Source organism: Roseateles sp. UC29_93 (assembly GCF_042695725.1).
Classification (GTDB): domain Bacteria; phylum Pseudomonadota; class Gammaproteobacteria; order Burkholderiales; family Burkholderiaceae_C; genus Roseateles; species Roseateles noduli_A.
Window position 1 is genome coordinate 4,357,657 of the sequence record NZ_CP170545.1, and the last position, 12,546, is coordinate 4,370,202.

The 12,546-nt window shown below is 68.9% G+C and carries 11 protein-coding genes and 1 tRNA gene; 7 read left to right on the plus strand and 5 right to left on the minus strand.

Annotated features, from left to right (window positions below; all coding sequences use genetic code 11):
* Positions 1-37 precede the first annotated feature (37 nt).
* A complete protein-coding gene (locus ACFJIX_RS20375; protein WP_377154263.1) occupies positions 38-1,951 on the plus strand; it encodes a peptidylprolyl isomerase in 1,914 nt (637 codons plus the stop codon).
* 119 nt (positions 1,952-2,070) lie between these two features.
* Positions 2,071-2,146 (plus strand) — tRNA-His (locus tag ACFJIX_RS20380).
* A gap of 122 nt (positions 2,147-2,268) precedes the next feature.
* On the opposite strand, the gene ACFJIX_RS20385 is transcribed toward ACFJIX_RS20380, so the two are convergent.
* Together ACFJIX_RS20385 and ACFJIX_RS20390 are read right to left on the minus strand one after the other, a co-directional pair.
* Entirely contained in the window at positions 2,269-3,285 is a 1,017-nt protein-coding gene (locus tag ACFJIX_RS20385; RefSeq protein WP_377154265.1) for a sensor histidine kinase, read from the minus strand.
* Between the two features lie 83 nt (positions 3,286-3,368).
* Positions 3,369-4,094 (minus strand): Crp/Fnr family transcriptional regulator, encoded by a 726-nt coding sequence (locus ACFJIX_RS20390; RefSeq protein ID WP_377154267.1) that lies wholly within the window; start codon positions 4,092-4,094, stop codon positions 3,369-3,371.
* A 183-nt stretch (positions 4,095-4,277) separates the two neighbouring features.
* On the opposite strand from ACFJIX_RS20390, the gene ACFJIX_RS20395 reads away from it, so the two are divergent.
* From ACFJIX_RS20395 to ACFJIX_RS20405, 3 genes are read left to right on the plus strand one after another with little or no spacing between them, the layout of a single operon-like run.
* The gene (locus ACFJIX_RS20395) at positions 4,278-4,406 is read left to right on the plus strand and encodes a hypothetical protein (protein ID WP_377154269.1); all 129 of its coding nucleotides are present in this window, start codon (positions 4,278-4,280) and stop codon (positions 4,404-4,406) included.
* Positions 4,407-5,105, plus strand: a complete 699-nt coding sequence (locus tag ACFJIX_RS20400) for a hypothetical protein (RefSeq protein ID WP_377154271.1) — start codon at positions 4,407-4,409, stop codon at positions 5,103-5,105.
* A 48-nt stretch (positions 5,106-5,153) separates the two neighbouring features.
* A complete protein-coding gene (locus ACFJIX_RS20405; RefSeq protein WP_377154273.1) occupies positions 5,154-6,443 on the plus strand; it encodes a cation:proton antiporter in 1,290 nt (429 codons plus the stop codon).
* A gap of 21 nt (positions 6,444-6,464) precedes the next feature.
* Here the strand turns inward: ACFJIX_RS20405 and ACFJIX_RS20410 are convergent, their stop codons facing one another.
* The 3 genes from ACFJIX_RS20410 to ACFJIX_RS20420 all read right to left on the minus strand — a co-directional run bounded on the left by ACFJIX_RS20410 (position 6,465) and on the right by ACFJIX_RS20420 (position 8,845).
* Positions 6,465-6,968, minus strand: a complete 504-nt coding sequence (locus ACFJIX_RS20410; protein ID WP_377154275.1) for a ferritin-like domain-containing protein — start codon at positions 6,966-6,968, stop codon at positions 6,465-6,467.
* A 115-nt stretch (positions 6,969-7,083) separates the two neighbouring features.
* Positions 7,084-8,229 carry an alpha/beta hydrolase family esterase gene (locus ACFJIX_RS20415; protein WP_377154278.1) on the minus strand — a complete coding sequence of 382 codons (1,146 nt, stop codon included), beginning with the start codon at positions 8,227-8,229 and terminating at the stop codon, positions 7,084-7,086.
* 85 nt (positions 8,230-8,314) lie between these two features.
* Complete coding sequence (locus ACFJIX_RS20420; RefSeq protein ID WP_377154280.1) at positions 8,315-8,845, minus strand: hypothetical protein; 531 nt, start codon at positions 8,843-8,845, stop codon at positions 8,315-8,317.
* Between the two features lie 415 nt (positions 8,846-9,260).
* On the opposite strand from ACFJIX_RS20420, the gene ACFJIX_RS20425 reads away from it, so the two are divergent.
* Positions 9,261-9,872, plus strand: a complete 612-nt coding sequence (locus ACFJIX_RS20425) for a hemerythrin domain-containing protein (protein ID WP_377154282.1) — start codon at positions 9,261-9,263, stop codon at positions 9,870-9,872.
* A 111-nt stretch (positions 9,873-9,983) separates the two neighbouring features.
* Positions 9,984-12,428, plus strand: a complete 2,445-nt coding sequence (locus tag ACFJIX_RS20430; RefSeq protein WP_377154284.1) for a catalase — start codon at positions 9,984-9,986, stop codon at positions 12,426-12,428.
* Positions 12,429-12,546 lie beyond the last annotated feature (118 nt).

Consider the following 12,546-nt stretch of genomic DNA (forward strand, 5'->3'; position numbering starts at 1 on the left):
TCGCCTTTGTCGTATGTGAAATGACCTGAGGTTGTTGATGTTTGATTTCGTACGCAAGCACACGCGGTTGTTGCAGTTCCTGCTGCTGATCCTGATCGTGCCGTCCTTCGTGCTGGTCGGCCTGGAGGGCTACAGCCGCTTCATGGAAGGCGGCAACGCGGCGGTCGCGTCCGTCGACGGCCACAAGATCACGCAGGCCGACTGGGACGACGCGCAGAAGAAGCAGGTCGAACGCATGCGCATGGAAGCGCCGACGATGGACCCGAAGGTCTTCGATTCGCCGGAAGTGCGCAAGGACGTGCTCGAGAACCTGCTGCGCGAACGTGTGCTGGCCGCCAAGGCGGCCGACGAGCATCGCACCATCAGCAACGACCAGTTGCTCGAGCTGATCCGCACGGATCCGCAGCTCGCGCCGCTGCGCGACGTGGAAACGGCCAAGCGCATCGCCGCGCAGCAGGGCATGACGGTCGACGGCCTGTTGCAGAGCGTGCGCCAGAACCTGCAGATCAACGGCGTGCTGGCCCCGATCGCGCAGAGCGCGCTGCCCACGCAGTCGAGCGCCGGCCTGGCCTTCGACGCGCTGCTGCAGCAGCGTGAACTGCAGTTCCAGACCTTCGCCGCGAAGGACTTCGCCGCGACGCTGACGCCCAAGGACGCGGACCTCGAGTCCTACTACAAGGACCCGAAGGTCGCCGCGAAGTTTCAGCTGCCGGAAAGCGCGGACATCGAGTACGTCGTGCTGGACGTCGGCGCGCTGCAGGCCGGCGTGACGATCAATCCGGAGGACGTGGAGAAGTACTACAAGGCCAACGAGCCGCGCTTCACGACGGACCAGGAACGCCGCGCGAGCCACATCCTGATCAAGGCCGGCGCCGACATGTCGGCGGCGGACAAGGCCAAGGCGAAGGCCAAGGCCGACGAGCTGCTGGCCGAGGCGCGCAAGAACCCGGCCGGCTTCGCCGAACTCGCGAAGAAGAACTCCGAGGATCCGGGCTCGGCCCCGAACGGCGGCGACCTGGACTTCTTCGGCAAGGGCGCGATGGTCAAGCCTTTCGAGGACGCGGTCTACGCGCTGAAGAAGGGCGAGATCAGCAACGTGGTCCAGTCCGACTTCGGTTATCACATCATCATGCTGACGGACGTGCGCGGCGGTCAGCTGCGTCCGTTCGAGACGGTCAAGGCCGGCATCGAAGCCGATCTGCGCCGCGAGCTGGCGCAGAAGCGCTTCACCGAGCAGGCGGACAGCTTCACCGACGCGGTGTACAGCGATGCGGACTCGCTGAAGCCGGCGGCCGACAAGTTCAAGCTGCCGATCCAGAAGGCGACCGTGCAACGCAAGGCCGCGCCGGACGCGACCGGTGTCCTGGCTTCGCCGAAGCTGCTGGAGGCGGTGTTCGCTGCGGACTCGCTGAAGGACAAGCACAACACGGCCGCCATCGAGGCGGGCGGCAACCAGCTGGTGTCGGCGCGCGTCGTCGCCTACAAGCCGGCGCGCGTGCCGCCGCTGGCGGAGGTCAAGCCGCTGCTGACGATGGCCTGGGTGCAGGACAACGCCGCGCAAGCCGCGAAGAAGGCCGGCGAGGCCCGTCTGGCCGAGCTGAAGAAGAGCGGCGATGCCAAGGGTCTGGGCGACGCGGTGACCGTGTCGCGCGCCAAGCCGGGCGTGCTGCCGCAGAAGGCGCTGGACCAGGTCCTGCGCGCGGATGCGTCCAAGCTGCCGGCCTACGTCGGCGCGGATGCGGGCAACGGCGACTACCTCGTCGTGAAGATCGACAAGATCCTGCCGCGCGATCCGGCGCTGATCGACGCGAAGCGGGCGGCGGAGCAGTACGCGCGTGCCTGGAGCGCGGTCGAGATGGCCAGCTACTACAACGTGCTCAAGGCCGAGTACAAGGCGGCGATCAAGCCGGCGGTGCTGAAGGCGACGGCCGCCTCGGCGCCGGCGAACTGAGCGCGCGGCGACAAAGGAAAAAGGGCGGCACTCGCGCGATTCAAGCTATTTGCAGAAGAATCGCAGAAAGTGCTTCCCACAGAGGAGAATTTTGGCCATAATCTAAGGCTTCTCCAGTGGTGGCTGTAGCTCAGTTGGTAGAGTCCCAGATTGTGATTCTGGTCGTCGTGGGTTCGAGTCCCATCAGCCACCCCACCGAATAAAGAACGCCCGCAAGACGCAAGTCCTGCGGGCGTTTTGTTTGGTACTTCCAGCTTGCTGCTTCGCGCTTCGGAAATGGATCGGACGGGATCGCACCTGTCCCGACCGAGTCGCCATCACCGTGCTGGCGGCGGCTCCCAGATCGGCAGCGTGAGGCAGAACTCGCTGCCCCGACCCGCGCCCGCGCTGAAGACCTTGAGCGAGCCGTCGTGCAGCTCCACGATCGCCCGGGCCAGGGCCAGTCCGAGGCCCAGTCCGCGATACACCGCGCCGGGCGGGCGATGGCCCTGCACATACGGTTCGAAGATGCGCGAGATCTGCTCGACGCCGATGCCTTGGCCGTTGTCCTTCACATGCACCACGCACTGGCCGGCGTCCTGCGCCGTCCACAGTTCGATGCAGCCGTCCTCGGGCGTGTACCGCGTGGCGTTCGAGAGCAGATTCCCGACGACCTGCGACAAGCGCGTGCTGTCCCCGCGCACCTGCACGGACACCTCCGGGAGGAAGGCCATCAGCCGGTGCCGCTTCGTCTCGCGTCCGGGCGCGGTGGCCTCCAGCGCGGTCGACAGGAAGCCGCGCACCGGGATCGGCAGGCGATGGACCGTCAAGGTGTTGCGCGAGACCAGCGATTGATCCAGCAGGTCGCCCACCACGCGCAGGCAGGTGCCCAATTGCCGCTCGATGATGGCGCGTTCCGCGGCGTCCTGGGCATTCGCCCTGAGCTGGAGCACCTTCAAGGCGGAGCCGATCGCCGCCAGCGGATCCCGCAGCTCATGCGCGACGAGCGCCAGGATGTCGCTGCGCTTCTGCTCCGCGACGTGCACGCCCAAGGCGCCGGGCTTCAGGCCCTGCTCGTAGCGCGTCCAATGCTGCGACAGCACCGCGGCGCCCTGATCCAGCAGCCATTGCTGCCGGCCATCGCCCAGCGTCACCATGGGCGTGTCCGACGGATCCACCGCCAGCAGCTCCGCGACAAAGGGCCGCCAGGCGCCCGGGCGGGTGAGAAAGGCCGATGGCAGCGCGGCCACCAGGCGCCGGGCCATCTCGTCGGGATCGTCGAGGGAGGCGCAGGGCGCGTGGCCCGCCTCCACGCCGAAGACGCGAGGCGAGGTGGATTCCTGGAGCAAGGACATCGAGGTTCCTGAAGCGAAGACACCTCACCTTGAGTCCCATTCGCCGCCGAGTCTGTACGGCGGCGAACATCCCCCGGATTTGCTCAGATCCCCCGGACGAGCGGCGCCTGCAGCAGCCGGTTGTATTCGTTCTTGACGACCGCGTAGCACTCGCAGGTGCGCAGCTCCAGCCCCGGACGGTCGAGCACCGTGATGTGGCCGCGTCGATAGCTGATGAGGCCCGCGTCCTGCAGGTTGCCCGCCGCTTCCGTCACGCCTTCGCGGCGCACGCCCAGCATGTTGGCGATCAGCTCCTGGGTCATGACGAGGTCGTCGCCGCGGAGCCGGTCCAGGCTCAGCAGCAGCCAGCGGCAGAGCTGCTGGTCCAGCGAATGATGGCGGTTGCACACCGCCGTCTGCGACATCTGCGTCAGCAGCGCCTGCGTGTAGCGCAGCAGCAGCTGCATCACCTTGCCGGCCCGGTTGAACTCCGACAGCATCAGATCGGACCGCAGCCGCAGCAACTGGCCGGCGCTCTGCACCACCCCGCGGCTCGGCGTGGTCTGGCCGCCCATGAAGAGCGACACCCCCAGCACGCCCTCGTAGCCCACGACGGAGATCTCGGCCGAGCCGCCGTCCTCGAGCACGTAGAGCAGGGACACGATGCAGGTCGTGGGGAAGTAGACATGCGACAACTGCCCGCCCGATTCATAGAGCACCTGCCCGAGCGGGGCGTCCACCACTTCCAGGTCCGGCAGCCACCGGGACAGCTCTTCATCCGACAGCGCGGCGAGGAGCCGGTTCTCGCGCGCCAACTCCATGCTCACCATCAGCGCATCCTTGCGGCGTAAGGCCGTTGATCGAGTATAGGGCGCGGGTCCGGAGCGCCAGCCGGCGAGGGCGCGCGAGGGCGCCCGCGGCCGACCCGCCGGATGGGTACGGTGGCGCACCGACCCCGGCGGGCGGATCGGCGCAGGCTCCAGGCTCAATCCCTCATCCGTCCAGGAGCACCCATGTCCAAACGTCAACACGGCAACAAGGAAGCGAAGAAGCCCAAGCAGGCGAGGCCGCCCACGCCGTCGCCCGAGTTGCCCGGTCCCGTGACCCCCCCGGTGGCGCCGTCGCGCGTCGGCCGGCGGTAGATGACCGCGTCCTGCCGCGGCCGATTGAACAGCCTGAGCCTGCTCCAGCGCTGCAAGGTGACCGGCAACGACGGCGACATCGGGCATGTGCGCCTGGCGCTGTTCGACACGGTGGACTGGCGCATCCACTTCCTGGTGCTGGAGTCCAGCCCCTGGCTGTTCGGCCGCTGGGTGCTGATCCTGCCGTCCCTGCTGCTGCAGCCGATCGAGCGCGGCAGCATGCACATGGATGTCAGCCGGCGCACGGTCAGGACCAGCCCGACGCTGCATCCGCTGCAGGACATCTCGGTGCAGCAGGCGCGGAGCGCGTTGCTCCACTACGGGCAGCCGGTGCCGCCGGCGGCGGACGTCCCGCTCCTGATCGAGACCGCGCTGCTGGATTGCGAACTGTCCTCGGGCGGCCTCGGCATCGGCCGCGTGGTGGACCTGGTCTACGACGACGTGGACTGGACCCTGCGCTATCTGCTGGTCGACACCGCCGCGTGGTGGCCGGGCGGCCATCGCGTGCTGATCGGCGTGCGCTGGATCGAGGCGATCGACATCGAGGCGAAACAGCTCCGCCTGTCCGTCGATCGCGCGGCCATCCGCGCCAGCCCGCCGTTCCAGGACATCGCCTCGATCGACCGCGAGTACGAATCCCAGCTGCATCGCGGTCACGGCCGCGACCGGTACTGGATCGAGCCGCCGCTCGCCGCCTGAGCGCCGGCGGTCCGCAACGGGAGACCGTCGAGTGAGCTTCCCGCGTGGATGCTGGTCCTGGGCGTGCTGCTGCTCGGCATGGTCCTGGTCGGGACGCTGCTCGGCCGCATGCAGCTCACCAGCGCCATCATTTATCTGGGCGTCGGTTGGATGCTCGGGCCGCAGGTGCTGGACATCCTCCGGCCCGATCCCTTCGAGCACGCGGGCCTGCTCATGCGCCTGGCGGAACTGGGGCTGATGATTTCGCTGTTCGCCGTCGGGCTGCGGCTGGGCGTCCCCTTGCTCGATCGCCGATGGCGCCTGCCGCTGCGCCTGGCCTTCTTCTCGCTGGCCGCCATGGTGGGACTGACCGCCCTGGTCGGCGTCGCGTTGCTGGATCTGCCGCTGGGCGCCGCGGTGCTGCTGGGCGCGATCCTGGCGCCCACCGATCCCGTGCTGGCGTCCGGCGTGCATACCGACGCGGGCGAGGACCCGGAGCGCATCGGCTTCAGCCTCGCCGCGGAAGGCGGACTCAACGATGGCGCCGCGCTGCCCTTCGTCCTGCTCGGCCTCGCGCTGTTGGCGGGCGGTTCGACGACCGGCGTCGACTGGCTGCAATGGATCGCCGTGGACCTGCTCTGGACCCCGGTGACCGGTGCGGTGCTCGGCGCGACGCTGGGCGCGGCCGTCGGCTGGTGCGTGGTGTTCCTGCGCAGCCGCTATCAGCAGGCCGTCGGGTTCGACGCCTTCCTCGGTCTCGGCCTGATCGGCGTCGCCTACGGCGCGGCGCTCTCGATCGACGCGTCGGGCTTCCTGGCCGTGCTGGCTGCGGGCATCGCCTTCGGGCGGGTCTCGGAGCAGCCTGCGCCGCGCGAAGCCCCGCTGGGCCGTCCCGAGGACGTCGCGGGACATCCGCATGAATCGTTGGAGACGCACTCGCACCATGCGAGCGCGACGATGAAGGACTCCGTCGGCCGCTTCAACGATCAGGTCGAAGAGGTCGCGGAGATGGGGCTCGTGCTGATGGTGGGCGCGATGCTGCCCTACGCGCCGCTGTCGCCGTCGGTGCTGGGCATGGCCCTGCTGAGCCTGCTGGTGCTGCGCCCGGCGTCCGCGCTCGTGGCCACGGTGGGCGAGCGCCTCACGCGCCGGGAGCACCTGATGCTGGGCTGGTTCGGTATCCGCGGCGTGGGCTCGGTGTACTACCTGCTGTTCGTGCTCCACCACGGCATCCCCGGCGTCCCCGACGAGGTCGGGACGACGCTGGTCAGCGTGACGCTGTGGACGGTGGCCTTGTCGATCCTGCTGCACGGGCTGACGACCCGCACGCTGACGGACTGGCACGACGGCCGGCGCTGAGCGCCGCCGTCGCGCGACGCGTCACTCCTCGGCGGCTTCGCGGTTCACGGCCGCTTCGGCGAGCTCCGACATCAGCTCGTCCGCGTCGTACATGTCGTCGACGGCATCCTTCAGCTGGCGGCTGTCGTCATCCAGCTGCAGCGCGTTCGCGAACGCCGCCACCGTGCCGAAGCCGGTGATGCCGTAATGCGTCATGCGCTGGTACTGCGCAATGATCGCGGCGTCCAGCACCGGGCCCTGTTCCGGCGCGTCCTCCACGGTGTGCTTGAGCGCCTCCTTCACCAGGCCCTCCATGCCCTTGCAGTGCTCCTTCGACACGTCCTCGCCCTGATTGGCGATCAGCGCCTTCAGGAGGTCGGTGTGGTCGGCGATGCCGGCCTGCGCGTCCTCGAGCATCTGCGTCAGCTTCTCGTTCGTGGCGCGCGGCGCGATGGCCTTGAGGGCGCGTGCCATCTGGTCGTTGGCGGACCAGAGGTCTTTCAGTTCGTCGATGTACAGGTCGGACAGGTTTGAGATGTTGGCCATGGTGGCGCTCCAGAAAGTGGGGGGAGGAAAGGGGAGGGGGGGAAGGGCAGGCGAACGGGCGGACGCCGCGGGACCGGGCGCGCGGGGACGACCCGACGCCGACGGTCCGCCGCGATCACGCGTCGCCGGTGCGCGGATGCGCGGAGAAGAAACAGATCATCTGGCCGGCCGCGTCCGGGCCTTGCCAGTCGGCATGCGAGCCGCGCCGGTCGCCGCCGGACCAGGCATGGCCGGCGCCGTCGATGAGCCAGAGCTCGGCGAGCGCGCGTCCATCCGTGGCGACGGTGGTCTTGCGCGTGTAGGCCCGTCCGCCTTCGCGGCCGTGCTCGACGCGCTCCGTGCCCGTGAGGCCCGTGATCGCATCGGCGTAGACGTGCTCGCCGTTGAGCGGGTGGACCGTCATGTCCCGCGTGCCGTGGAAGACGATGGTCGGGATCGGTCGCGGCGGCGAGGTGGTCATGCGCGCGGTGCTCCGCGTGTCCTGGCCGGTCCGCATCATCGCGAGCGCTTCAGGCGCACTGGCGACCGCGCCGCTGGGCAGTCCCGAATGCACGCCGACCGAGGCGAACAGCTCCGGATAGGTCTGCCCCAGCACGGCGGCCATCGCGCCGCCGGCGGACAGGCCCGCCACGTGCACCCGCCGCGCATCGACGCGGTGGTGGGCCATGACGTGATGCGTCAGCGCCGCGAGCAGCGCCGGCTCGCCGCGACCGCGCTCCTGGTGGCTGGTCTTGAACCAGTTCCAGCAGCCCTGCGGGTTGAGCTTGGTGGACTGCTCCGGATAGAGCACCAGCCAGCTGTTGCGCCTGGCGACCTCGTTCATGCGGGTCCCGATGGCGAAGTCGTCCGGGTTCTGCGTGCAGCCATGCAGCATCAACAGCAAGGGACGCGGCACCGACGGATCGCCGGGCGGCACGTAGAGCTTGTAGTCGATGGAGGCGCGGCCGCGCGCGTAGGTGGCGGCGAGGAAGCGCTCCTCGTCCATCACCGGCGCCCGGGCTTCGCGAGGCGGCTCGTGATGTTCACGAGTCGTGGACCGCGACCGCAGGCTCTCCGTGGCGCCGATGCCGATGGGGTGATCCTCGATCACGCGCGCGTCGACATCGATGACGTCGCGGTCCTGCGTCGCTGCCTCGGCCTCAGCCGCCGCCTCGACCGTGCCGGCCAGCGCGTCCTGGATGGAACGCGTGGCCGCCATGAGGTCGCCGCCGCGCGTCTGCTGCGCGGCGCGCGCCATCATTCGTTGAAAGTCGGGATTCATCAAGGTTCTTTCTTGACGCAGGGACAGCGGGCGAACCCTGCAAAGGCCGCCGAGGCGGCAGAGAAGGCGAGGCGGGCGCGACGCATCACCGCGCCACGTGCTGGCCGTTGGCGGCGGTCCAGCTGCGTTCGAAGTGCTCCGCGTCCTCGTCGTTCTTCGCGCGCAGGCCCATCAGGATGCCGCCGTTGCGCACGCCTTCCTCGTATTGCTTGACGCGTTCCTCCGGCATGCTCCAGCCGATCAGCGCGCCGATCAGGCCGCCGCCCGCCGCGCCGGCGCCCGCGCCCGCGGCAGCCGCCGCGAGCGGACCCGCGATCACCAGGCCCAGGCCCGGCAGCACCAGGCTGGTCCCGACCGCGGCGACCGCGGCGGCGATCGCGCCCACGGTGCCACCGATGGCGCCGCCGATGCCCGCGCCTTCAGCGGCCTTGTTGCCGAGTTCGGTCTCCACGCTCTTGTCGCTGAAGTGGCGCTGGCGGGTGTCGTCGGACATGACCAGGTCGATGTCCTTCGGGTCGTAGCCGCGCTCGCTGACCGAGCCGTACGCGGACTCCGCGCTGGCGCGATCGGGGAAGAGGCCGGTGACCAGGCGGTCTTGGGAAGTGGTGCTGTTCATCGTGATTCCTGAGGGTTGAGAGGACCGGATGTGGCCCGCATGCCCGGACATGGCATACCAGGCCCCCGCCCGTCCGCGCCGGCGTGCCCGGCCCGTTTGCCTATGAGCGCGGCCCATCCGGCGAGCGTCGACCCGGGAAGTTCTCTCTGCGGTTTCCTGGTATCGGTGCCGATTACCGATTGCGCGCGGACCTCGCGATCGGTCGCGATGTCGTTGCACAGGCAAGGGTTGACGACGCGAGGCATGACGCCAAGCGCATCGCGTCTTTACACGATGAACACGGGGAACGGCCTCGATCTTGCGTATGGGAGGGCACCGGACTCTCCGGACGCTCAGAGGCCCGCGCCTCATCGCCTTCCCCTCCCATCCACTCACGCCAGGCAAGCCCGACGGGCTTCCCAGCCAAGGAATTTCCATGCCCGCAAGCACCACCAAGACCGCCAGCAAGACTCCCGCAAAGACCGGCCCCGCCAAGTCCTCGGCGTCTTCCGCCAAGACATCGACCCAGGGGGCCGACAAGCCCAAGGCCGCGACCCGCGACGCCGACGGCGGGGTCGACGCGATCAAGCTGCTGACCGATGACCACAAGGAAGTGCAGGCGCTGTTCAAGGCCTACCAGAAGCTGGTCGACGACGATGGCGAGGACGATCTGCGCGAGCAGCTCGCCCAGGACATCTGCGCCAAGCTGACCATCCACGCGACCATCGAGGAAGAGATCTTCTATCCCGCCGCGCGCGACTCGCTCGAGGACGATGAAGGCGACGACCTGCTGGACGAGGCCGAGGTCGAACACGCCAGCGCCAAGGAGCTGATCGCGCAGATCGCCGAAGGCTCCGCCGCCGACGAGCTCTACGACGCCAAGGTCAAGGTGCTCGGCGAGTACATCGCCCACCACGTCAAGGAAGAAGAGAAGGAGCTGTTCCCGAAGGTGCAGCAGTCCGACCTCGACCTCGACGCGCTCGGCGACGAGTTGAGCGCCCGCAAGGCGGAACTCCTCGTCGAGTTCGAGGAAGAAGCCGCCTCGTGAGGCTGTCGCCCACAGGCATGACACCGACCGGCGCTGCCGGTCTCGACGCGCTCGGCAGGAACGGTTTCTGCCGCATACCGTCGAGCTTTCCGAAGAACCAAGAGGACGACCATGCCTAAATCACCCACTCCGCCCGCTGCTCCCTCCCGCAAGGGAGCGGCCAGCAACGCCCCAGGTAATGCCGGCCCGAAGGCCGCCGCCCGCAACACCGACAGCGGTCCGTCGACCGCGCCGTCCGATGACGGCGGCGATGTCGCGCTGCAGAAGGCCGTCGAGACCGGCCAGCTCGCCGCGGCCTTTCCGTTCAACGCCAACAAGGCCGGCGAGCACGGCTTTGACCAGGGCGTGCGCCCGCAGGCCGGCGCCACCGCCACGCCGCCGTCGCGCGTGCCGCTGGGCAGCACGCTGTCCGAACGCCAGACCAACGACAAGGTCGGCACGCAGGCGCCCGAGGGCCGCAACGCCGCCATCGCGCCGCTCGACCGCGTGCGCGTCGATTCGTCCGGCCAGATGCTCACGACCAATCAGGGCGTGCGCATCGCCGACAACCAGAACTCGCTGAAGGCCGGCCCGCGTGGCCCGGCCCTGCTGGAGGACTTCATCCTCCGCGAGAAGATCACCCACTTCGACCATGAGCGCATCCCCGAGCGCATCGTGCATGCGCGCGGCTCCGCGGCCCACGGCTTCTTCGAGTGCTACGACGCGCTGACCGACCTCACCAAGGCCGCGCCCTTCAAGGAAGCCGGCAAGCAGACGCCGGTCTTCGTCCGCTTCTCGACGGTGCAGGGCGAACGCGGCAGCAAGGACACGGCACGCGACGTCCGTGGCTTCGCCGTCAAGTTCTATACCGACGAAGGCAACTGGGACCTGGTCGGCAACAACATCCCGGTGTTCTTCATCCAGGACGCGATGAAGTTCCCCGACCTGGTCCACGCGGTGAAGCCGGAGCCGCATCACCAGATGCCGCAGGCTGCCAGCGCGCATGACACCTTCTGGGACTTCGTGTCGCTGATGCCGGAGTCGACGCACATGCTGATGTGGGTGATGAGCGACCGCGGCATCCCGCGTTCCTACGCCACGATGCAGGGCTTCGGCGTGCACACCTTCCGCCTGGTCAACGAGGCCGGCGACAGCGTCTTCGTCAAATTCCACTGGACGCCCAAGGCCGGCACGCACTCGCTGGTCTGGGACGAGGCGGTGAAGATCTCAGGCGCCGATCCGGACTTCCATCGCCGCGACCTGTGGGAACGCATCGAAGCGGGCGCCTTCCCCGAGTACGAGCTCGGCGTGCAGGTCTTCACCGAGGAACAGGCGGACCAGTTCAGCTTCGACATCCTCGACGCGACCAAGCTCATCCCCGAAGAGCTGGTGCCGGTGCGTCCGGTCGGCCGCATGGTGCTGAACCGCAACCCCGACAACTTCTTCGCCGAGACGGAGCAGGTCGCGTTCTGCACGGCCCACATCATTCCCGGCATCGACTTCAGCAACGACCCGCTGCTGGCGGGGCGCATCCACTCCTACGTGGACACGCAGATCACGCGGCTGGGCGGGCCCAACTTCCACGAGATCCCGATCAACGCGCCGGTCGCGCAAGTCCACAACAACCAGCGCGACGGTGCCCATCGGCAGGCGATCCCGCGCGGCCGCGTGTCCTACGAGCCCAACTCGCTCGCGGGCGGCTGTCCGTTCCAGGCGGGCGCGGCGCAGGGCTTCACGTCCGTCGCCGCGCGCCAGCGCGGATCGGACGAGCAGGCCAAGGTGCGCGCCAAGCCGGAGCTCTTCGCCGAGCATTACAACCAGGCCAGGCTCTTCTTCGACAGCCAGTCGCCGGCGGAGCAGGCCCACATCGCGGCGGCCTTCCGCTTCGAGCTGAGCAAGGTCACGGTGCCCGCGATCCGCGAGCGCATGCTGGCCTCGCTGCGGAACGCGTCGGAAGCACTCGCGGCCAAGATCGCCGAGGGCCTGAACATGCCGCTGCCGCCGGCGATGCCGCTGGCCATCGAGCAGGCGCCCGAACCCGAAGTGCGCGTGTCGCCGGCGCTGTCGCTGATGGCGCGTCCGGGCGACGGCTCGATCGCGGGGCGCAAGGTGGTGATCCTCGTCGCGGACGGCGTCAACGGCCAGGGCGTCACCGACGTCCATGCCGCGCTGTTCGCGAAGGGGGCCGTGCCGCGCTTCGCGGCGCCGCGCATCGGACCCGTGCAGACGGCCGACGGCGTTGCCGTGGAAGCGGACGTGTCGCTGGAGAACGAATCCGGCTTCCTGTTCGACGCACTCGTCGTGCCGGATGGCGAGGAAGCGATCCGCGCCCTCGGCCGGGACGCCCACGTCTACGAGTTCATCCGCGACCAGTTCCGGCATTGCAAGCCGATCCTGGCGCTGGGCGCGGGTGTCTCGCTGCTGCGCGCGGCGGGTCTCGGACCGGCCCTGGAGCCGGACGTCATGACGCCGGGGCTCATCACCAGCGACTCCGCGGCTGCCGGCGCCAAGGCGCTCATCGAGGGCCTGGCGACGCACCGCCACTTCGAGCGCGAATCCGACCCGCCAAAGGTCTGATGCGTGCGTCTTGAGGCCCTGTGAGAAGGGCTTTCTGACTGCCTGCGCCGTTGGCCCTCACCCCCACCCTCTCCCGCAAGCGGGAGAGGGAGTGAGAACGCACTGAGATGACCGTGTC